We start from the raw sequence: 21,232 nt of genomic DNA on the forward strand, positions 1-21,232 counted from the left end.
AGGAGGATCTAATTATGATTGCAGAAACAAAATTGTCAGTAAGTCAACAGGATGTTCGCTCGTTTTCTGTTGAAAATGGTGAACCAGATTGGTTTACAGAGCTCCGTGTTCAAGCTTTAGAAAAAGCGGAAACAGTGCCAATGCCAGTTCCAGATAAAACAAAAATTACAACTTGGAATTTTACTCAATTCGAGCAATTTCATGTCGAAAGTTCAACATATTCATCATTAAATGAACTTCCTGAACATGTAAAGGCATTGATTGACTTAGAAAGTGAAAATCAAAATTTATATATACAACATAATCAGACACCAGCATTTATATCTTTAACTGAAGATTTAAAAGCAAAAGGTGTAATCTTAACAAATATTATTACAGCAATTAAAGAATACCCTGAACTCGTGAAGAAATATTTTATGACAAATGCTGTTAAAGTAGATGAGCATAAATTAACTGCACTACATGCAGCACTAGTTAACGGCGGAACGTTTTTATATGTACCAAAAAATGTAGTTGTCGAGCAACCAATTCAAACAGTATATATTCATGACCATGAATCAGCGCCTCTTTTCAACCATGTGCTCGTTGTAGCAGATGATAATAGTGCTGTTACTTATGTAGAAAACTATATTTCAGCTAATGAACAGGCTGCTGGCATCGCAAATATTATTACTGAAGTGATTGCAGAATCTAATGCGAAAATTGAGTATGGTTCTGTAGATACGCTTGCAAAAGGTGTAACAACCTATGTGAATAGACGTGGACATGCAGGTCGCGATTCCCAAATTGAATGGGCACTCGGAATGATGAATGATGGAAATACAATTTCGGATAATACTACTCAATTAATGGGTGATGGTTCTGTTTCCCATTCAAAAACAGTTGTAGTTGGCCGCGGTAAGCAAATTCAAAACTTCACAACAAGAATTACCCATTTTGGGAAAAATACAGAAAGCTTCATTTTAAAACATGGAGTTGTAAAAGATTCGGCTACATCAATCTTTAACGGAATTGGTAAAATTGAACATGGGGCATCTAAATCAGATGCCGAGCAAGAATCACGTGTATTAATGCTCAGTGAAAAAGCGCGCGGTGATGCAAACCCTATGCTTTTAATTGATGAAGATGACGTTATGGCGGGGCATGCTGCGTCTGTCGGACGTGTTGATCCAGTTCAATTATATTATTTAATGAGTCGAGGCATTTCCCGTAAAGAAGCTGAACGTCTTGTCATTCATGGCTTCCTTGCTCCGGTTGTGAATCAGTTACCAATCGAAGCTGTTAAGAAACAATTAACAGATGTAATCGAAAGGAAAGTAAAATAATGAACATTAAAGAAGTTCGTCGGCAGTTTCCAATATTGGATCAAGAAGTAAACGGTCATCCGCTTGTTTATTTAGATAGTGCTGCGACTTCTCAAAAGCCGCAATCAGTTATTGATACCGTTTCTAAGTATTATCAAGAATATAATTCAAATGTGCATAGAGGCGTTCATACACTTGGTACGAGAGCAACTGATGCGTATGAAGGGGCACGGGAAAAAGTTCGGAAATTTATTCATGCCGCTTCTACAGAAGAGATTGTTTTTACTAAAGGAACGACTGCAAGTTTGAATTTAATTGCAAGCAGCTTTGGTGCTGATCATATTAATGAAGGCGATGAAATTGTTATTTCTTATATGGAACATCACAGCAACTTAATTCCTTGGCAACAATTGGCAAAGAAAAAAGGGGCTACTTTAAAGTATATTCCTCTTCAAAAAGATGGTACATTATCATTAGAGGATGTTCAAAAAACAATTACTGATCAAACAAAGGTTGTCGCATTGGCACTTGTTTCCAATGTCCTTGGCACGATTAATCCAATAAAAGAAATCGCAAAAATTGCGCATTCACATAATGCTTATATAGTTGTTGATGCAGCACAAGGTGCCCCACATATGAAAGTAGACGTTCAAGAATTGGATTGCGACTTTTTAGCCTTCTCCAGTCATAAAATGTGTGGTCCGACTGGTGTCGGTGTTATGTACGGCAAAAAGCAGCTGTTAGAAAACATGGAGCCAATCGAATATGGTGGCGAAATGATTGATTTTGTTGATCTTTATGATTCAACTTGGAAGGAACTCCCTTGGAAATTTGAAGGTGGCACGCCGATCATTGCAGGTGCGATCGGTTTAGGCAAAGCAATTGATTTCCTTGAGGAAATTGGTATGGACGAAATTTTAGCATATGAACATGAAATTACTGATTATGCATTTGAACAACTTTCTGAAATTGAAGGACTTACCATTTATGGGCCAAAAGATCCTGGTTCACGGGCAGGCTTAGTAACATTTAATATTGCGGATGTTCATCCACATGATGTTGCAACTGTATTAGATTCAGAAGGCATTGCAATTCGTGCCGGACATCATTGTGCACAGCCTTTAATGAAATGGTTAGATGTTTCAGCTACTGCTCGTGCAAGTTTCTACTTATATAATACAAAAGAAGATATTGATCGTTTGGTTGCTGGTATTGTCAAAACAAAGGAGTATTTTACAAATGTCTTCTAATAATTTAGATGCTCTTTATCGCAGTGTGATTATGGATCATTATAAAAATCCGCGAAATAAAGGATCTTTAGATGATGGAAATTTAACTGTTGATATGAACAACCCAACATGTGGTGATCGAATTCATTTAACAATGAATGTTGAAAATGGAGTCGTAACGGATGCAAAGTTTACGGGGGAAGGATGCTCAATTTCCATGTCATCGGCATCTATGATGACACAAATCATTAAAGGTAAAACGATAGATGAAGCACAAAAACTTGCTGAAATTTTTTCCGAAATGGTTCAAGGAAGAGATTATGATGATGATATTGATTTAGGCGATATTGAAGCATTGCAAGGCGTATCAAAATTTCCAGCGAGAATTAAATGTGCAACTTTAGCGTGGAAGGCAATGGAAAAGGGCTTGAACGAAAAATAAGAGTGGAGGAGTGAAGAAAAATGGCAAAACAAATGCCTGAAATTGGCGATTATAAGTATGGTTTTCACGATAAAGATATTTCAATCTTCCGTGCTAAACGTGGACTAACAAAAGAAATCGTCGAAGAAATTTCACGAATGAAAGAAGAACCGCAATGGATGCTTGACTTTCGTTTGAAATCATTGGAGCATTTTTATAATAAACCAATGCCACAATGGGGTGGAGATCTATCTGCACTAAATTTTGACGAAATTACTTATTATGTAAAACCTACTGAACAATCTGGTCGTTCTTGGGATGAAGTTCCTGAAGAAATTAAAAATACATTTGATAAGTTAGGGATTCCGGAAGCTGAACAAAAATATTTAGCTGGGGTTTCTGCTCAATATGAATCTGAAGTTGTGTATCATAATATGAAACAAGATCTTGAAAAATTAGGTATTGTCTTCAAAGATACTGACTCTGCTTTGAAAGAAAATGAAGATATTTTCCGTGAACATTGGGCAACTGTCATTCCTCCAACAGATAATAAATTTGCGGCTTTGAACTCTGCTGTTTGGTCAGGCGGCTCCTTTATTTATGTTCCAAAAGGTGTGAAAGTGGATACGCCACTACAAGCATACTTCCGTATTAATTCTGAAAATATGGGACAATTTGAACGTACATTAATTATTGTTGATGAAGGTGCTTCTGTACATTATGTTGAAGGATGTACAGCTCCTGTTTATACGACGAATTCGCTTCATAGTGCAGTTGTAGAAATCATTATTAAGAAAGATGCTTACTGCCGTTATACAACGATTCAAAACTGGGCAAATAACGTTTATAACTTAGTTACAAAACGTGCGGTGTGTGCGGAAAACGCGACGATGGAATGGATTGACGGTAACATTGGATCTAAGTTAACGATGAAATATCCAGCTGTGTTATTGAAAGGTGAAGGCGCTCGTGGTATGACGCTTTCAATTGCAATTGCTGGTAAAGGTCAACACCAAGATGCTGGTGCAAAAATGTACCATTTGGCACCAAATACATCTTCCACAATTGTTTCAAAATCTATTTCTAAGCATGGCGGAAAAGTAACATATCGCGGTATTGTTCACTTTGGACGCAAAGCTGATGGTGCCCGTGCTAACATTGAATGTGACACACTTATCATGGATAACCAATCTACTTCTGATACGATTCCATATAATGAAATTTTAAATGATAATATCTCTTTGGAACACGAAGCAAAAGTATCAAAAGTATCTGAAGAACAGCTTTTCTATCTTATGAGCCGTGGAATTTCTGAACAAGAAGCAACTGAAATGATCGTTATGGGATTCATTGAACCATTTACAAAAGAATTACCAATGGAATATGCAGTAGAAATGAACCGTTTGATTAAGTTCGAAATGGAAGGTTCTATTGGATAATAGTAGTAAATTCAAAACCCTTCGAATTATCGAAGGGTTTTTTCTTTGCGTAAATGACTGATGGGATTCCCTATATTGACATACAGAAGCTGCTGACAGCATAGCCTCATTATTTTTTTAAAAATAGCAACCAATTCCTCATTTTATACATAAAACCTTCTTATTTAAGAAAGAATGACAGTAAGTGGTGATGAGCTATTATTTTTGGGATCGTGTTCTTCACTCTATTTAAGATTGTGAATAACTTCTCATATTGAAAGGAGTTTTTTAATTGAATTACCCTTCATTTGATGAAGTACTTCAAGTGAGAGAACTATTGATAGGGACTGTCCGTTCTCATTGGGTTAATGATAATATTACTTCATGGAAGTGGTGGTTTTTGTTACTGTCTGCAACGCTCCCATGGCTTTTATGGAATCATTTCAGAGATAGAACGAGAAGTATTGAACTATTATGTTACGGGTTAATGTGGGCGGTAATCTCTATCATATTGGATTTAATCGGTGTGAATGCCATTTTCTGGGGGTATCCTAATAAAGTACTGCCAATGATGCTGCCCTTTTTTCCAGCGGATCTCACAGTGATCCCCGTTACATTTATGTTTGTATATCAACTCAGTACAAATTTTACTGCCTACATAATAAGTACGGTTATTGCTGCTGGCTGTTTTTCATTTATCATTGAACCAATTTTTATTAAACTAAAATTGCTTACATTAAATAATTGGAATCATGCCTTTTCTTTTGTAGGTTTTGTGCTTATTTCATTTTTTATATATGGAATTGTCAATTTGCTGAAAGAACATTAGTATAGTCAAATGATTGGATTAAAATATTGACTGCTTACATGAAACGACATGGAGAATGAGCAACTCGCTTAAATTCTGAATGAAAGCGGGTTTTTCTTTTGCACTTTACTCACGGTATTCAATTAATCGTGGTAAAATAAACAATATAAACATATGTAAATATTGTACTGGAAATTTTTCTTGTCCTTTATCCTTACTATAAGGGGAATAGTAAATGATTGAAACGATACATATTTATCATACAAATGATGTTCATAGTCATTTTGAAAACTGGCCAAAAATTCGCCTTTTATTACAACAGAGACAACAAATGCACAACATAAATGGAGAGAGTGTATTTCTTTTTGATATTGGTGATCACGTAGACAGATGGCATCCTTTTAGCGAAGGAACGCTCGGAAAGGGAAATATTACTTTACTTAATGAAGCCGGGTATGATGCCGTTACGATCGGAAATAATGAAGGCATAACTTTGCCACATGAGGCATTAAATACTTTGTATGAGAATGCCCAGTTTGATGTCATTCTTGCTAATTTGTTTAATGAGCAACAACTGCGTCCTAATTGGGTTCAACCATATAAAGTATACACAACAAAAAATGGCGTCAAAATTGGTGTAGTAGCTGTAACAGCACCATTTACAAAATTATATGAGCTTTTAGGATGGACTATTTCCGAGCCTTTAGAGGAATTGGGTAAGCAACTGCGAGAATTGAACAAGCATGTGGATGTTATTGTTGTTCTTTCCCATTTAGGAATACACGATGATCGAACAATTGCAAAGTTATTTCCAGAGGTAGATGTTATTCTCGGTGGTCATACCCATCATGTATTATTGGATGGAGAATATGTGAATCAATCGATCCTTGCTGCTGCAGGAAAGTATGGCCGTTATGTAGGATATGTGGAACTAGATATTGATGTAGAAGCGAAAAAGGCTGTTAATAAATCTGCGATATTATTTGAAACTAGTCAATTGCCAGCCCCATCTGGTGAAATGAATGAAATTCAGCAATATAACATCGAAGGCAAACGTTTATTAAGCACTAAGGTTGTGCATCTTCCAGAGACGTTGACAACGGATTGGTTTACGGAATCCCCTTTAGCACAGCTTCTTTGTGAGGCCATTAACGAATGGTGTGGGGCTGATTGTGCCTTTCTAAATGCAGGCTTAGTATTGGATCATTTACAAAGAGGAACAGTCACAAAATTTGATATTCACAGGATTCTTCCTCATCCCATTAATCCTTGCTTAATTACTTTAACAGGTGAACAATTGCATGATATACTGCGCGCGACATTAGATCCAAAATGGGTCAATATGGAATTAAAAGGTCTGGGGTTTCGTGGGAAAATTATGGGGAAATTTATCTATCACGATATCCGCTTTGATCAACAACAAATTTATATTAAAAATCGTCCACTGCAATTAGATCATATTTATAAACTTGGGACAATTGATATGTACACATTTGGACATTTCTTTCCGCATATTCATGAGGCAGAAAAACAGTATTTTATGCCAGAATTTTTAAGAGATGTTTTAGCGTGGAAATTACAAAATGTATATCCTACTTCGAAACGTTGTACTTCATTATAATGTGTAAAAGCACGAAACACATTCCGCGACATACAGTATTATGTGAACTATTTGATTAAAGGAGCGGAATAAAAATGATCAACGTTTTTCCAATCCAGCTAGAAGATCATACTTTTATTGCAACATCAGTAAAATTACCAAAGACAAATCTATTAACGATATCCAATGATAAAGGCTACATTATGTGTGGAGCCCTCGATGTTGGTTTACTAAACAGTCAATTAAAGGATCGTCATATCGTTGCTGGCAGGGCGGTAGGAGTTAAAACGATTGAGCAATTGCTAGAATCGCCACTTGAGTCGATTACCTTTGAGGCTGAAAAACTTGGCATTCATGTTGGAATGATCGGAAAAGAAGCTTTATTAAAAATGGTTTAGAAATAAATTCCTTCTTTCAAGCATAGAAATAGCTTGTAAGGGGGGATTTTTTGATGGGGAAGTTTCGAACACGAAGACCCCGGCGAGGACCCTTGCCAATGAGATATGTTCTGCTTCTTTCTTTTGCCTTTTTTATTTTTTCAACGATCATAAGTATTGTCATCATTGATAAAGGCATTGAACCAACTTTAATGAAGTATGCAGATTCGGAAACAAAGAAATTAGCAGCCTATGTAACTAATCAAGCAATTGAGGATAATATTGCTAATAAAAATCTAAAAAATCAATTAAACTCAGTTGACGTAAAAACATTAAACGTCGTTCAGGCAAGTATTGAAAATGATATTATTAAAGATCTTAAAGAAATTGAAACAGGAAAAATTCAATCGTTGGAAGAAATTGCCCATGATGATGGTTTTGGAAAAGGGGATCAGTCAAAAAATGAGATTTTTTCAGTTCCTCTCGGTAAAGTAACAAATATCGCTTTACTTGGGAACTTAGGGCCGAATATTCCTGTCCAATTTCAAATGGTGGGGGACTTAGAAAGCACAGATTTTAAAGTAAAAAAGGAAGAATATGGGATTAATAATGCCCTCTTCTATATTTATTTTAAAATGAAAATTAAGATGCAAGTGGTCATTCCGTTTTCTTCTCATACGATTACGTATTCACGTGATGTGCCATTAATGATGAGCAATGAAAAAGGAGACGTCCCGCAGTTTTATAATGGGGATAGTAAATCGACTAACCCGACAATTGAGCTACCAAAAAGTTCAAAATAAGCAGCAAATAATCCCGTCATTTTAAGAGCGGGATTGTTTGCTTTTTAATTTACGTTGTTTATCGAATATTTCCCATCTCTTTAAAGATGGATAAGGGTCAAAAGACCACTCTGTTCGTCCATTATCTTTATATAAACCATAGTGCAGATGTGGAGGAAACTTTCCAGAAGTCCCTTTTGGACCGTAACCAGTGCTACCTACTCCGCCAATGACCATTCCTGGTTTTACAACTTGACCCACTTTAATATTTTTTGCATAGCCGCTTAAGTGGGCAAAATAGTGATATGTGTTGTTTAAATCTCGAATGCCAATTCGCCATCCGCCGTATTTATTCCATCCTTTCATTTCTACAATTCCATAAGAAGTTGCACGGACTGGAACACCATAATCAGCAAAAATATCTGTCCCTTCATGAATTCTCCTGCCTCCCCAGCCACGGCTATCTCCCCATGTACTTCGATAGCTATAATTATATTGTAATGGCAAAGGGAATGAATGCTCATCTAGATTGAGGGTATGAAATTTCTTATATATTTTTGCTTTCTCTAAAATCATCAATACTGTTTTATCACGCTTATAATAATTCCATAAAGCAATTTTCATATTATCATCATCTACACCATATTGTAATAGAAACGAGCTTATCGTATATAATAGATCTTTGTCATTCGTTTGATCTGCCTTATGATCACCATTCCCGTCTTTTCCCATACCATTAAAAAGGGCAATAGAGAGCGGGGCGCGATCATTTTTGTCTGGATTAAGTGGGCCTACCCATTTATCATTTGGCATATAAATAGAAATAAGTCCATTTGTCTTTGGAAGATCATCGCGGACGGCACGAATACTTTTTTCATATTGATCAATGGCTGCTAAATAGTACCATGGAATATGCGTAATTGTTTCCATTGAAGTGAACAGTTCCATTCTTTTTTTATTTTTCTCACGATCTGATAGTTCTGCTGCATTCACGATATTCGGAAAAAAAAGAAATAGAAGCAAGCTAATTAGTAATGCTTTATGCACAATTCACACCTCTTCTTTATAATATCCTTTTGTTATTTTGTTGATAGAAGTGTTTTTTCATAAGTATAAAATTTTGGAAATCCGCTGACGTTTTCTTGTATAAAGTAAAATTCATATGGTAAAGTGATAGTGAAGGCAAAAACACGCACAACAATTTTGTGGAGATGATGAGAAATGAGTAAAACGGAAGAATATTTACGTAAACCCGATTGGCTGAAAATTAAGTTAAATACAAATAAAAATTACACTGGTTTGAAACAAATGATGCGCAGTGAAAATTTACATACGGTTTGTGAAGAGGCAAAATGTCCAAATATTCATGAATGCTGGGGAACACGTCGTACAGCTACATTTATGATTTTAGGGGCAGTTTGTACACGTGCTTGTCGTTTTTGTGCAGTTAAAACAGGTCTTCCATCTGAATTAGATTGGCAAGAACCAGAACGTGTAGCAGATTCAGTGCAAAAAATGAATTTAAAACATGTTGTCATCACAATGGTTGCACGTGATGATCTAAAAGATGGCGGGGCTTCAGTCATGGCAGAAACGATTCGGGCAATTCGCCGCAAAAATCCTTTTACTACAGTGGAAGTACTACCGTCTGACTTAGCTGGAAACTATGATAGTTTATATACACTTATGGATGCAAAACCGGATATTTTAAATCACAATATTGAAACCGTTCGCAGATTAACTCCGAGAGTACGGGCTCGTGCAAAATATGATCGTTCATTGGAATTTTTAAAACGGGCAAAGGAAATGCAACCAGATATTCCAACAAAATCAAGCATCATGGTTGGTCTAGGGGAAACAAAAGAAGAATTAATTGAAGCGATGGATGATTTAAGAGCAAATGATGTAGATATTTTAACGCTCGGTCAATATTTACAGCCATCAAAAAAACATATAAAGGTACAAAAATATTATCATCCAGATGAATTCCAAGAATTAAAAGAAATTGCTATGAGCAAAGGTTTTAGTCATTGTGAAGCAGGACCGCTCGTTCGTTCTTCTTACCATGCCGATGAGCAAGTAAATGCAGCTGCACAAGTTAAACATATTATGGGTAAAATTGAGGAACAACAACGGACACAGGAAGTATAATAAAAAGGTGTCTCATAAGGGTCTGGTTAGCAAATGAATCAATAGTAAATAAGCTAATGCTTTTACCCTATTATGAGATGCCTTTTTTTGCTTTTTCGTGCTCATTTATTTATGCTTATATAATAATCATGGACGCTCAATTTTTTACATGGTCATCAAAACAAAGATCATCAATAGTAGTGTATACTAGGATTATTGTAGCAGAATAATTGGAGTGATTGAAATGATCCATATTCATAATCAACATTATGAAGTGATAAAAGAGTTTCGAGATGGTTTTGATGAAGAGGCATTTCGAAATCGATATAGCGAAATATTAGAAAAATATGACTACATTGTGGGAGATTGGGGTTATAATCAATTAAGATTACGCGGCTTTTATGATGATCAAAATCCAAAAGCAGCCTTTGATACAAAAATTAGCACATTGACAGAGTATTTATATGAGTATTGTAACTTCGGATGTGCCTATTTTGTTGTCCAAAAAGTGGAAGGATGATAAATATGGTTTGACACCTTTTGTAAATGGTGTCAAACCTTTGTAGTATCAACATTAATTACTTTCATCATAAGGAGGCTCTTGATTCACTGCCCCGTCATCATGTGTAGGGTGGGCGCCTGGATATTCCCTTGGTAAATCTTGATGAAATGATTTAAATTCATAATTAAAGGCGCTATAAGGTCGATTGCCTTTTTTCCACGGACTCGATTTTCCTTGTACAGGCGTATCAATTCCTCTTGGAGATCCATAAGGCCCTTCCGGCAGATCTTCAGGAATGAAAAAATTTTTTTCCGTTTCTACATTTGAAAAGTCAGTATAGGGTATATTTTCTTTATCAATGTGATCATATTTTTCCATAAAAATCTTCCTTTCCGTTCATATTATTTGCGGTTGTTCATAAATTATCCGAAGAGCAAGAAATGGACAGCAACATTTTAAGTCGTTCATAAAGGGGATTAGACTGGAAAGTGTGAGGCTCCTGGACCACCCGCAACAATCGAACACTTAAAGCGAAAATCAATTATTTCTTTAAACAGCAATCTTTTTGAAAAGAGCTTTTCCATTTTTATGATAAAATAATAAAGAGATCAAATAGAAGGTGAGTCGGTATGTATTTTGTTGATCGTGAAAAAATTGAAGAAATTTTAAAATATATGGAAAAAATGATTGATTTGATTAAAGCAAAGCGGGAATGGAAGACTGAAGTAGAAAAGATAGCGCTTGAAAGAATAGCGGAAACAATCATTGAATCAATTATTGACGTAGGTAATGCAATGATTGATGGATTTATTATGCGGGATCCTGGAAGCTATGAGGACATTATTGATATTCTCGAAGATGAAAAAGTCATTGAAAATGAAGTGGCCCAACAGTTAAGAGCGGTTATTGCATATCGGAAACCACTTGTACGTCAATATACATCAATTGATCAAGCAGAAATTTATCAATTATTGATTGAAAATCTTGATTCACTTGAAAGTTTTCCTACATGTGTTAGAAAATATTTAATAAATGAGTTAGGTCCTGTTACAGCATTTAAAAAATAATGATGAGCATGCAACGTTAAACACAACTTTTCAAACAAGGTCTTACCAATCCATTATTGCCGACAACTTAGAATGAATCTAGAAAGGAATTATAGCATGAAAGAATATAAAGCTTATTTAATTGATTTAGATGGTACGATGTATCGTGGAACAGAAAAAATAGAAGAGGCGGGAGATTTTATAAACCGCTTGAAAGCGAAAGGCATTCCATACTTATTTGTTACAAATAATTCATCACGGACGCCTAAGCAAGTAGCGAAAAAACTGCAAGATTTTGATATACCGACAGAAGAAGATCAAGTTTTTACAACATCTATGGCAACTGCTCAGTATATCTATAATGAAAAGAAGGATGCTTCTGTTTATGTGATTGGTGAGGAAGGGATTAAATCAGCGCTTAAAGAAAAAGGCTTTACTTTAACGGAGGATCGTCCTGATTATGTTGTTGTTGGGATTGATCGTGAGATTAATTATGAAAAACTTGCGATTGCGTGTATCGCTGTACGGAATGGAGCGACATTTATTTCTACAAATGGTGATATTTGTTTGCCAACAGAGCGAGGATTATTGCCTGGTAATGGAGCGATTACTTCCGTTATTTCTGTGGCAACACAAACAGAACCAATCTTTATCGGAAAACCTGAATCGATTATAATGGAACAAGCTTTGAGTTATATTGGCACACAAAAAGATGAAACTATTATGGTCGGTGATAATTACGATACCGATATTTTAGCAGGTGTAAAATCTGGAATGGATACGTTACTTGTTCATACTGGAGTTACAACGAAAGAAATATTAAAAACAAAAGATGTTCAACCAACATATGTTATTGATTCTTTAGATCAATGGGAAGTTTAATATAACATATTACTAAGAGGGCAGACTTTACTCTTTATTAATATTAAAGGGTAAAGTTTGCCCTTTTTTAGGAAGGCAATTTATTGACTTTCATGTGCAGCCCGGTGTGCATGGCGGCTTGAGGCAGCAGCAGCAATGGCGCCGACAATATCATCTAAAAAAGTATGGCATGATCCATTAGAATGGTCATTTAGTTTTGCTAAAATTCCCGGCTTTTGTTTATCAATATAACCATAATTCGTAAATCCGATGGAACCATATACGTTTACAATTGAAAATGCGAGAATTTCATCAATTCCGTATAAACTTTCATCCCGGGCAATCGTACTTTGCAGCGGTTCATCTAAAAGTCCTTTTTCAGCCAATTCATCTAATTGAATTCCTGTTACAATCGCATTTTGTACTTCACGTTTCGCAAGTACACGATTGACACTTTCTATACATTCCTCTATTGTCAAATCGGGAAAATATTTATTTTGTAAATACATCACAAGTTCTGCAATGTCTTCTATTTCTACCCCGCGTTCTTTTAGCTTTTGACGTGCAATTTGTTCTGAAATATCCTTTTGTTGTTTATTTTCCATTTTATCACCTTCTGAATTATGATTATGAACTATGATCTTATCATGGACATTCCTGTCGATTTTATGAAATATAGCAAGCATTTGTCTTTACCCTCATATCATATATATAAGAACTAGAGACGCGATTTTATTATGATTGATGAAGGAGAGAAGACGATGTCACAAGCCTTGCTTAAGAAATATTTCAACATCATACCGGAAAAATCCTTTTTTGATGGAAAGCAAGTACGATACCAACTTAAAGATCGATTGTATACACTTGTTCCAGTTACTAATGTTGACGAGAATGTGTTAGTTGAATTATATGAAATGTCGAATCACCTTATGACGACAGGGGATCGATATGTTTCGACTTTTTATCCGGCAAAGGATGAAAAATTCCTTGTGACAGATCATGATATTGATTACGTTCTATTGGAAAATCGCTATTTGAAAGAAGTGGACTATCAGCATCTAGGGAGAAAATTGGCTAAAATGCATGTTAGAGGAAGATCAATCCCTGTAAATATTCAACATACAAATCGCATGGGGCAATGGAAAACATTTTGGGAGCAACGTTTACAGCAGATGGAAAGAGTATGGTATCAAACAGTTGAAGAACATCCTGATAGTCCATTTGAACAGCTGTTTGTCGAAGCTTTTCCCTATTATATTGGTCTATGTGAAAATGCTATCCAATATGTTGTCGATACAGAATTAGATGATACCCCAACAGATGAGGATGCTGGGACAATTTGCCATGAAAGATTTCATCGAGGAGTATGGGGAAAGCGGTATATGATTCATCAGCCATTTGATTGGGTTTTCGATCATGCAAGCCGTGATATTGCTGAGAAGATCCGCGAAGAATATGTACGAAAACAACGTACATTTATACCTGAAATCCAAACATTTTTACAAGAGTATCAATCAATATCTCCGTTATCATCTTTTTCGTGGCGATTTATTTATGCACGTTTATTATTTCCCCTGCATTTTTTTCAATGTGTAGAAGAATATTTTCTATCTCATTCAGAAAGAGATCAAAAATATTTCGAGGATCAGCTCCAAAAAATTATACGGGATGCTAAACAATATGAGAACTTTTTAGGGGATTTCTATGAATTGGCACGAGTCCCTGTCAGAAGAGAAAAAATCCCTCTCGTAGGCTGGCTAAAATAATAAAAAAGCCTAGCATTATGTACACATCATATTGATGTGTCATGCTAGACTTTTTTGTATTAAAATACTTGTTCCACTTCGACAACACCAGGGACTTCTTCAAAAAGAGCACGTTCAATCCCTGCTTTAAGCGTAATAGTAGAACTTGGGCAGCTACCGCATGCTCCTAATAAGCGAAGTTTTACAATTCCATCTTCAACGTCAATAAGTTCACAGTCACCGCCATCACGAAGTAAAAATGGGCGTAATTTATCTAATACTTCTTGTACTTGTTCATGTATTGTTTGTTCAGCCATTCATATCGCTCCTTTCCATATTCTCATTATAATCAAGCATCAAAAAAAAATCTATTAAATGGTGCCAGTAAATTTTTATAGAATATTTTCCTTTTTTTCTCCGTTGTGTAAAATGAAGAAAAGGGGTGAAAAGGATGGAGAAATGCGTGACCATTGAAGTTTATGGTGCAGATCAAATATGTGCTAGCTGTGTGAACTCACCATCGTCTAAAGATACGTATGAATGGCTAGAAGCGGCGATATCCCGAAAATATCCAAATCAACCATTTATCATGAAATATGTTGATATATTTCATCCACCAGATGAAGTTAAAGCACTATCTTTTGCTCAACAAGTTATAGAGGATGATCTGTTTTATCCAGTTGTTTTAATTGAAGGGGAAATAGTTGCGGAGGGCAATCCTAAATTAAAAGATATCTTTTTGAAAATGGAAAACTACGGCTATACTACTAATTAATCGCATATAAGACACGATGATTGTGTATCAATGACGCAAAGACTATAATAAACATAAAGAAGGAGGTGCGAATGATGAGTAATGTTGTAACGATTTCGGAAGCAGCTGCATTACAAATTAAAGATATGATGGTTCAAAATAATGAAGAAGGTGCATACTTTCGTGTTGCTGTAAATGGCGGAGGATGCAGCGGTTTATCATATGGTTTGGCATTTGATCATGAAGTAAAAGACGGCGATGAGCAAAGCGAACAATATGGTATTAAAATATTAGTGGATAAAGAAAGCGCCCCTATTCTAACAGGAACAAAAATTGACTATAAGCAATCGATGCTTGGCGGCGGATTTACAATTGATAATCCAAATGCGATCGTATCATGCGGTTGTGGATCATCATTTAAAACAGCAACAAAAGCTGGTACACCTGAAAAATGTTAATGATAAAGGACCTAGATCACAATGATCGAGGTCCTTATTTTTATTCGAATAAAGATGTACTATGCATAGGCTGCATGCGGGCTTTTGGATCGATATGCATTTTTGCGGAACTTACAGCAGTTGTCGCTTCACCAAATCCTGTTGCAATTAAGTTGATTTTTCCATCAAATGTACAAATATCACCAGCGGCATAGACTCCAGGTATATTTGTTTCCATTTTCGAGTTTACAACAATTGAATTTTTCTCAATCGTTAATCCCCATTCTTTAATTGGACCTAATGAAGAGACAAAGCCATAATTACAAATTAAAGCATCAATCTCAATCGTTTCTTTTGCATCGCCTTTTACTTCTTCGATGACAAGTTGAGAGATGGCTTGTCCATCGCCAACAATTTCACTGGCAACAAATGGTGTTTTAATATCAACACGAGAGTTTTGCAGTTGTTCAACTGTATGCTCGTGTGCCCGGAATTTATCACGTCTATGAATGAGTGTTACTTTTTCTGCAATTGGTTCAAGCATTAAAGCCCAGTCAACTGCAGAATCTCCGCCGCCAAGAATGGCTACTTTTTGACCCGCAAATTGATTTAAATCGTTGACGAAATAGTGAAGGTTTTTCCCCTCATATTGAGAAGCATGTTCAACTTCTAAACGGCGAGGTTGAAAAGCACCATTTCCCGCAGTAAGGATAACTGCTTTTGAGTGATGGATTTCTTTATCGGTTGTTAATGTAAAAATGCCCTCATCATTTTTTTCAAGCGTTTTTACCGATTGTTCAAGGCATACAGTAGGTGAAAACATCTCTGCTTGTTCTTTTAAGCGATTCACTAAATCTATTGCCTTAACCTTTGGAAATCCAGCGACATCATATATATATTTTTCAGGGTAAAGGGCTGAGAGTTGGCCACCTAATTGTGGCAGACTTTCAATAATTTTAACGGACATTTTCCGCAATCCTCCGTAGAAAGCGGTAAATAGTCCAGTTGGACCTCCACCAATGATCGTAATATCATAAACGGTTTGATCTTCCTTCAAAGAAATCCCTCCAATACAAATCATTCTTCTCCATCATAGCATATTTATGAAATTTTTCTATTTTAAAAACCGGGGCTTTTATGAAATAGGCTTCATTTTTTAAAATAATTTCATCGCCATGATCATTAGGATTGATCATATTCGTTTTTTGTTAAGATTTCTGTTCATTATTATTGGAGCGTCTACGTTAAACCCCACAGGCGCATGCCGAAAAGGTTCACGGATCGTCCGGGGTAGCGAGCCACTGAAGGGGAAATCGTCACCCTTCTATTTAAGAAGAGCTGCCATTTATTTTTGCTGCAACGGCATATTAATTTAAGTGTAGGAAATGATTAGCGTGTCAGCGGGAGATCCTGAAGTAATTTGTGTAAAAAGTCAGAAATAATTATTATTTAGGAAAAGTTTTTCTTTTCTTTTAAAATTGAATTATATATTGAAAAACGGATATAAAAAATATATGATGTTAGAGGATAATTGTGTCATATATAGGATAAAAGATACTCTAATGCATAAGGATACTAGTGAAAAAAATCACATGTTATGCATATGGGGAATAAAGTATAACTTATTTAGATGGGAAAGTTTTTATTGCCGGTCACATGTTTTAAATATGACTTTTTTTAAGCGGTTTCATCCATGTGAAGCATGTAGTAGTTGTAAATGCGATAAGGGGGAAGAAAGCATTGAAGAAAAAGATCGTCGTTTTAGGTGCAGGCTATGGTGGACTAATGACCGTAACTCGTTTGCAAAAACAACTAAAAGCACAAGAAGCAGAAATTATATTAATCAATAAACATCATTATCATTATGAAACGACATGGCTTCATGAAGTTTCCGCCGGTACTTTAGAACCTGAAAGGGTACGTTATGATATTAAGAGAGTGTTGAATCGCAATAAAGTAACATTTATTGAAGGCGAAGTGCAAGTGATCAAAAAAGACGAACATAAGGTTATATTAGATCAAGGTGAAATTACATATGATTATCTTGTCGTTGCATTAGGTTCTAATTCAGAAACGTTTGGAATTGAAGGGTTGAAAGATTACGGATTAGCCATTACCGATGTGAATGCGGCGAGAAGAATACGCGAACATATTGAACAACAATTTGCAATGTATACAAAAGAACAGAATGAAAAGTATGTGACAATTGTTGTTGGTGGAGCAGGATTTACTGGAATTGAATTTCTAGGAGAATTAACAAATCAAATACCAAATCTTTGTGAGAAATATAATATTCCGCAAGAAAGCATTCGCATTATTTGCGTGGAAGCCGGTTCTGTGTTCCTGCCACAATTTGATCGTGAACTTGCAGATTATGCATTATCTTATTTAGAGCATAAAGGGGTTCAGTTTTATCTCGGAACAATGGTACAAAAAGCTCTTAAAGATGGTGTCATAATTGGGAAAAAGAACGGGGAAGAAGAGCCATATAAAATAGAAGCTGGTACATTGATTTGGTCTGCTGGTGTACGAGGTAATTCAGTCATTGTCAATTCAGGCTTTGAACACATAAGAGGCCGTGTAGAAGTGAATTTGGATCTAACGGTTCCAGGTTACCCAAATATTTTTATGATTGGTGATTGCTCATATATCATCAATAAAGAAAACAATCGTCCATATCCTCCTACAGCTCAAATTGCTATGCAGCAAGGGGTTACATGTGCTCGTAATCTTGTTAAACTTGTTAAAGGTCAAGCAGATCTTGAGGATTTTGTTTTTGATGATAAAGGCACGGTTTGCTCGCTTGGAGAAGATAATGCCATTGGTGTCGTTTATGGTAAAAAATTAAAAGGTACTACTGCTTCTGTCATGAAAAAAGTCGTAGATGATCGTGCATTGTTTTTAATTGGTGGTACAAGTTTAGTATTAAAAAAGGGAAAATTTAAATTTTTTTCATAAATAGAAAGGGAAAGATACGAGTGTACATTCAAGGATGCTCAGCACCCGTTCGTGGAAAGCGAGTGTCCTGGAGCGAAAATCAACCTTTTTTAAAAGGAAAATAACAAGTATAAAAGAACATCCTTTAAAAATTTATTGCTATTTATTAGATGAGGTCAGTTGTTTATCAAGATGAATGGAGCAGAAGGATGCGAGACTCCTGGAGCGAACACCATCTTCTTTTTTGTAAAAAAACAATAAAGTTTACAAAAACAGCTTTCTTTTCATTTTATACCATCCTATAACTCTTGAATGGTTGAGAAAAGAAGCATTTTATTGATGAAGTAAAGGCTTGGTCGTTACACTTTAACTTTTTCTCTTTTGACTTTTGATAACTGAATATATGGAAAATTTTATGTTTTTCCATATATAGACACTTCTCTCATGCATATTTCGATCCTGATTTGGAAAGGAATAGATTGGGAGGAGTGAATACATGAACAAGAAAAAATGGTTAAAACGACTTATTATGGCTGTACTGCTTGTCTTTGCGTTACTTTCGTGCTTTAAAACAATTTCTGGAGTCGATGCCCGTGAAATTAATGCCTATAACCAATCAGAAAACATCGAAAAAGGAACAACATCGAGTCAAAAGAAAACACAGTCTCTAGAAGATGCGTATAATTGGAGCAAGGAATATCCCCATAAACAAGTAGTAGCAACAGGATATACAGCCGGAGTTGAATCGACTGGCAAAACACCGAACGAACCGGGTTATGGAATTACGTACTCAGGAGTGAAAGTGAAAAGAGATTTATATTCAACCATTGCTGCGGATACGAATATCTTTCCGATTGGAACGATTCTTTTTATTCCTGGTTACGGTTACGGAGTCGTTGCTGATACAGGCTCTGCTATTAAAGGAAATCATTTAGACCTGTATTATAAAACAGTATCGGATGTTTATAACAAATGGGGAAAGCAAACATTAGATGTCTATATTGTAAAAATGGGAAAAGGGAAATTAACTGAGAAGGATCTTACACATTTAAATGAAAATAAGGCAATGCAAGTATACCGACAACAATATATAAAATCAGAGGTAGAATAGCGCAAATACAATTGCGCTTATTTTTATATCTGATGTAAAAAATCGAATGTTTCTTGTTGCTAGTACGATATAATAGAGTTGAGGTGAAAACAATGTTTGAAGTACATAATAAAAATCCATTTACAAGTGAAGATGATTGTTTATTTATTGGTGTTCAAAATGTACCAGAAAAATTTAATGGTCAGTTAGCTCAATTAGATAGCATGTTTAACGGGCAACTAACGGAGCTAGTAAAACAAGGAGATATTTCCGCCAAATGTAAACAGTTATCTATTATTCATACATTAGGAAACATGTCTGTAAAACGTTTAGTATTTATCGGGCTAGGAAATCCGAAATATTTAAAGGAAGAGCAGTTAAAAAAAGCCTTCGGAAGAGCATTTAAGCATGCTCAAAAACAAAAATGGAAATCAATAGGAATTGTTCTTGATAGCTTTATAACCGAAACGTTGCCTTTTGATGATGTGACTTATATCATCAGTGAAGCTTTTCCTTTAGCTACATATCATTTTGCTGGATATAAGCAACAGGCAAATATTCCAGATGTGAATATTGAAAAAATCGATATCTTTAGTGAATATGATCAGCAAGAAATCAATGCTGCTTGCACAACTGGTTATGCTTATGGAAAGGCGACCAACTCTGCAAGAACATTAGTAAACACACCTGCCAATCTTTTGACAGCTTCAGATTTAGCAGATTATGCAAAGCAATTAGCTGATACATATCAATTTGAGCTTGAAATTTTAGAAAAAGAAGATATGGAAAGACTTGGAATGGGGGCGATGCTCGCTGTCAATAAAGGATCAGTAGAGCCTCCAAAAATGATTGTATTAAAATATAAAGGGAAAGAACAGTGGACCGATGTCATTGGCCTAGTAGGAAAAGGGGTTACGTTCGATACAGGGGGATATTCTCTTAAAACAAAAGCGGGCATTGTCGGTATGAAAACAGATATGGGCGGTGCTGCAGCAGTTTTAGGAGCTATGGAAATCATCGGCGAATTAAAACCTGAGAAAAATGTAGTGGCGGTTATTCCTTCAACAGATAATATGATTAGCGGCAATGCATTTAAGCCTGATGATGTTATCACAAGTTTTAGTGGAAAAACGATTGAAGTATTGAATACGGATGCGGAAGGAAGACTTATTTTAGCTGACGCTGTAACTTATGCCCAACATCACGGAGCAAACTATCTTATTGATGTTGCTACATTGACAGGCGGTGTAATTACTGCTCTAGGTTTGGATAAGACAGGTGCAATGACGAATGATGAGGCATTTTTTGAACAAGTACTTGAAGCTTCTTTAGAAAGTGGAGAATTTATTTGGAGACTTCCAATTACTGAATCTGATCGTGAGCGGGTAAGAAATAGCTCTATCGCTGATTTAAATAATTCTCCAGGTAGAGAAGGTCATGCCATTATGGGTGGGGCATTTATAGGAGAATTTGCTGAGCATACTCCTTGGGTCCACCTTGATATTGCAGGAACAGCTACAGTTAATAAAGATCATGATCTTGGTCCAGCAGGTGCAACAGGTGTAATGGTTCGAACACTTGCAACATTAGTTGAAAGGTTTTAATTTCTTTTTTTAAAAAAGGAGTTGTTGATCTTCGCTTCAGGATGCTCGCTTTCCGCGGGCAGATGCTGAGCCCCCTCGGCGCTGCACGGAGGCCACTGAAAATCTTACGTTTTTATATAAATTGATTTAGCAAAGGCAGAAAAAAGGCAGTTTGTTGTTCTAGTTCAGACAACAAACTGCCTTTTTT

At 35.8% G+C, this 21,232-nt stretch carries 23 protein-coding genes; 18 read left to right on the forward strand and 5 right to left on the reverse strand.

The features are described from left to right. The first annotated feature begins 14 nt into the window (after positions 1 to 14). From sufD to yunB, 8 genes are all read left to right on the forward strand, one after another. Positions 15 to 1,325, forward strand: coding sequence for a Fe-S cluster assembly protein SufD (sufD, locus tag G4D61_RS04725; RefSeq protein WP_035355051.1), 1,311 nt, complete (start codon positions 15 to 17; stop codon positions 1,323 to 1,325). Further along, complete coding sequence (locus G4D61_RS04730; protein WP_025727081.1) at positions 1,325 to 2,554, forward strand: cysteine desulfurase; 1,230 nt, start codon at positions 1,325 to 1,327, stop codon at positions 2,552 to 2,554. Before sufD ends, G4D61_RS04730 begins: the two co-directional genes overlap by 1 nt. Then, positions 2,544 to 2,975, forward strand: a complete 432-nt coding sequence (gene sufU, locus G4D61_RS04735) for a Fe-S cluster assembly sulfur transfer protein SufU (RefSeq protein ID WP_025727080.1) — start codon at positions 2,544 to 2,546, stop codon at positions 2,973 to 2,975. The genes G4D61_RS04730 and sufU overlap by 11 nt, the downstream gene beginning before the upstream one ends. Positions 2,976 to 2,995: 20 nt before the next feature. After that, complete coding sequence (gene sufB, locus G4D61_RS04740) at positions 2,996 to 4,393, forward strand: Fe-S cluster assembly protein SufB (protein ID WP_025727079.1); 1,398 nt, start codon at positions 2,996 to 2,998, stop codon at positions 4,391 to 4,393. 271 nt (positions 4,394 to 4,664) lie between these two features. Continuing rightward, entirely contained in the window at positions 4,665 to 5,201 is a 537-nt protein-coding gene (locus G4D61_RS04745) for a CBO0543 family protein (protein WP_025727078.1), read from the forward strand. A 214-nt stretch (positions 5,202 to 5,415) separates the two neighbouring features. Next, positions 5,416 to 6,801 carry a bifunctional metallophosphatase/5'-nucleotidase gene (locus tag G4D61_RS04750; RefSeq protein WP_025727077.1) on the forward strand — a complete coding sequence of 462 codons (1,386 nt, stop codon included), beginning with the start codon at positions 5,416 to 5,418 and terminating at the stop codon, positions 6,799 to 6,801. 74 nt (positions 6,802 to 6,875) lie between these two features. After that, a complete protein-coding gene (locus tag G4D61_RS04755; RefSeq protein ID WP_025727076.1) occupies positions 6,876 to 7,178 on the forward strand; it encodes a YunC family protein in 303 nt (100 codons plus the stop codon). A 53-nt stretch (positions 7,179 to 7,231) separates the two neighbouring features. Continuing rightward, a complete protein-coding gene (yunB, locus tag G4D61_RS04760; RefSeq protein ID WP_025727075.1) occupies positions 7,232 to 7,960 on the forward strand; it encodes a sporulation protein YunB in 729 nt (242 codons plus the stop codon). A 21-nt stretch (positions 7,961 to 7,981) separates the two neighbouring features. On the opposite strand, the gene G4D61_RS04765 is transcribed toward yunB, so the two are convergent. Further along, positions 7,982 to 8,986 carry a M23 family metallopeptidase gene (locus G4D61_RS04765; RefSeq protein ID WP_367613759.1) on the reverse strand — a complete coding sequence of 335 codons (1,005 nt, stop codon included), beginning with the start codon at positions 8,984 to 8,986 and terminating at the stop codon, positions 7,982 to 7,984. A 174-nt stretch (positions 8,987 to 9,160) separates the two neighbouring features. Between G4D61_RS04765 and lipA the strand changes: the two genes are divergently transcribed. Next, entirely contained in the window at positions 9,161 to 10,090 is a 930-nt protein-coding gene (gene lipA, locus G4D61_RS04770; RefSeq protein WP_025727073.1) for a lipoyl synthase, read from the forward strand. Positions 10,091 to 10,313: 223 nt separating this feature from the next. Continuing rightward, on the forward strand, positions 10,314 to 10,589 hold the full coding sequence (locus tag G4D61_RS04775) for a YutD family protein (RefSeq protein WP_025727072.1): 276 nt from the start codon (positions 10,314 to 10,316) through the stop codon (positions 10,587 to 10,589). A 54-nt stretch (positions 10,590 to 10,643) separates the two neighbouring features. Here G4D61_RS04775 and G4D61_RS04780 read toward each other — a convergent pair whose 3' ends face one another. Then, the gene (locus G4D61_RS04780) at positions 10,644 to 10,949 is read right to left on the reverse strand and encodes a hypothetical protein (protein ID WP_025727071.1); all 306 of its coding nucleotides are present in this window, start codon (positions 10,947 to 10,949) and stop codon (positions 10,644 to 10,646) included. A 251-nt stretch (positions 10,950 to 11,200) separates the two neighbouring features. On the opposite strand from G4D61_RS04780, the gene G4D61_RS04785 reads away from it, so the two are divergent. Then, a complete protein-coding gene (locus G4D61_RS04785) occupies positions 11,201 to 11,638 on the forward strand; it encodes a DUF86 domain-containing protein (protein WP_163173327.1) in 438 nt (145 codons plus the stop codon). A 96-nt stretch (positions 11,639 to 11,734) separates the two neighbouring features. Further along, positions 11,735 to 12,499, forward strand: a complete 765-nt coding sequence (locus G4D61_RS04790; RefSeq protein ID WP_163173329.1) for a 5' nucleotidase NucF — start codon at positions 11,735 to 11,737, stop codon at positions 12,497 to 12,499. A gap of 80 nt (positions 12,500 to 12,579) precedes the next feature. Here G4D61_RS04790 and G4D61_RS04795 read toward each other — a convergent pair whose 3' ends face one another. Beyond that, entirely contained in the window at positions 12,580 to 13,083 is a 504-nt protein-coding gene (locus G4D61_RS04795) for a phosphatidylglycerophosphatase A family protein (RefSeq protein WP_025727068.1), read from the reverse strand. A 156-nt stretch (positions 13,084 to 13,239) separates the two neighbouring features. Between G4D61_RS04795 and yutH the strand changes: the two genes are divergently transcribed. Continuing rightward, positions 13,240 to 14,244: a spore coat putative kinase YutH gene (gene yutH / locus G4D61_RS04800; RefSeq protein ID WP_163173331.1), complete on the forward strand. Its 1,005-nt coding sequence runs from the start codon at positions 13,240 to 13,242 to the stop codon at positions 14,242 to 14,244. A gap of 59 nt (positions 14,245 to 14,303) precedes the next feature. Here yutH and G4D61_RS04805 read toward each other — a convergent pair whose 3' ends face one another. Further along, positions 14,304 to 14,540 (reverse strand): NifU family protein, encoded by a 237-nt coding sequence (locus G4D61_RS04805; RefSeq protein ID WP_025727066.1) that lies wholly within the window; start codon positions 14,538 to 14,540, stop codon positions 14,304 to 14,306. A 134-nt stretch (positions 14,541 to 14,674) separates the two neighbouring features. On the opposite strand from G4D61_RS04805, the gene G4D61_RS04810 reads away from it, so the two are divergent. Further along, on the forward strand, positions 14,675 to 14,998 hold the full coding sequence (locus G4D61_RS04810) for a YuzD family protein (RefSeq protein ID WP_025727065.1): 324 nt from the start codon (positions 14,675 to 14,677) through the stop codon (positions 14,996 to 14,998). A gap of 74 nt (positions 14,999 to 15,072) precedes the next feature. Then, complete coding sequence (locus G4D61_RS04815; protein ID WP_025727064.1) at positions 15,073 to 15,435, forward strand: HesB/IscA family protein; 363 nt, start codon at positions 15,073 to 15,075, stop codon at positions 15,433 to 15,435. A gap of 40 nt (positions 15,436 to 15,475) precedes the next feature. On the opposite strand, the gene G4D61_RS04820 is transcribed toward G4D61_RS04815, so the two are convergent. Next, on the reverse strand, positions 15,476 to 16,471 hold the full coding sequence (locus G4D61_RS04820; protein WP_025727063.1) for an NAD(P)/FAD-dependent oxidoreductase: 996 nt from the start codon (positions 16,469 to 16,471) through the stop codon (positions 15,476 to 15,478). Between the two features lie 683 nt (positions 16,472 to 17,154). On the opposite strand from G4D61_RS04820, the gene G4D61_RS04825 reads away from it, so the two are divergent. The 3 genes from G4D61_RS04825 to G4D61_RS04835 all read left to right on the forward strand — a co-directional run bounded on the left by G4D61_RS04825 (position 17,155) and on the right by G4D61_RS04835 (position 21,045). Then, positions 17,155 to 18,372 carry an NAD(P)/FAD-dependent oxidoreductase gene (locus G4D61_RS04825; protein ID WP_268978339.1) on the forward strand — a complete coding sequence of 406 codons (1,218 nt, stop codon included), beginning with the start codon at positions 17,155 to 17,157 and terminating at the stop codon, positions 18,370 to 18,372. Positions 18,373 to 18,847: 475 nt separating this feature from the next. Next, positions 18,848 to 19,462 carry a stationary phase survival protein SpsC gene (gene spsC, locus G4D61_RS04830; RefSeq protein ID WP_163173333.1) on the forward strand — a complete coding sequence of 205 codons (615 nt, stop codon included), beginning with the start codon at positions 18,848 to 18,850 and terminating at the stop codon, positions 19,460 to 19,462. A gap of 92 nt (positions 19,463 to 19,554) precedes the next feature. After that, positions 19,555 to 21,045 carry a leucyl aminopeptidase gene (locus G4D61_RS04835; protein WP_035355076.1) on the forward strand — a complete coding sequence of 497 codons (1,491 nt, stop codon included), beginning with the start codon at positions 19,555 to 19,557 and terminating at the stop codon, positions 21,043 to 21,045. Positions 21,046 to 21,232 lie beyond the last annotated feature (187 nt).

The sequence above is a fragment of the Heyndrickxia ginsengihumi genome (assembly GCF_011008565.1).
GTDB classification, from domain to species: Bacteria; Bacillota; Bacilli; order Bacillales; family Bacillaceae_C; genus Weizmannia; species Weizmannia ginsengihumi.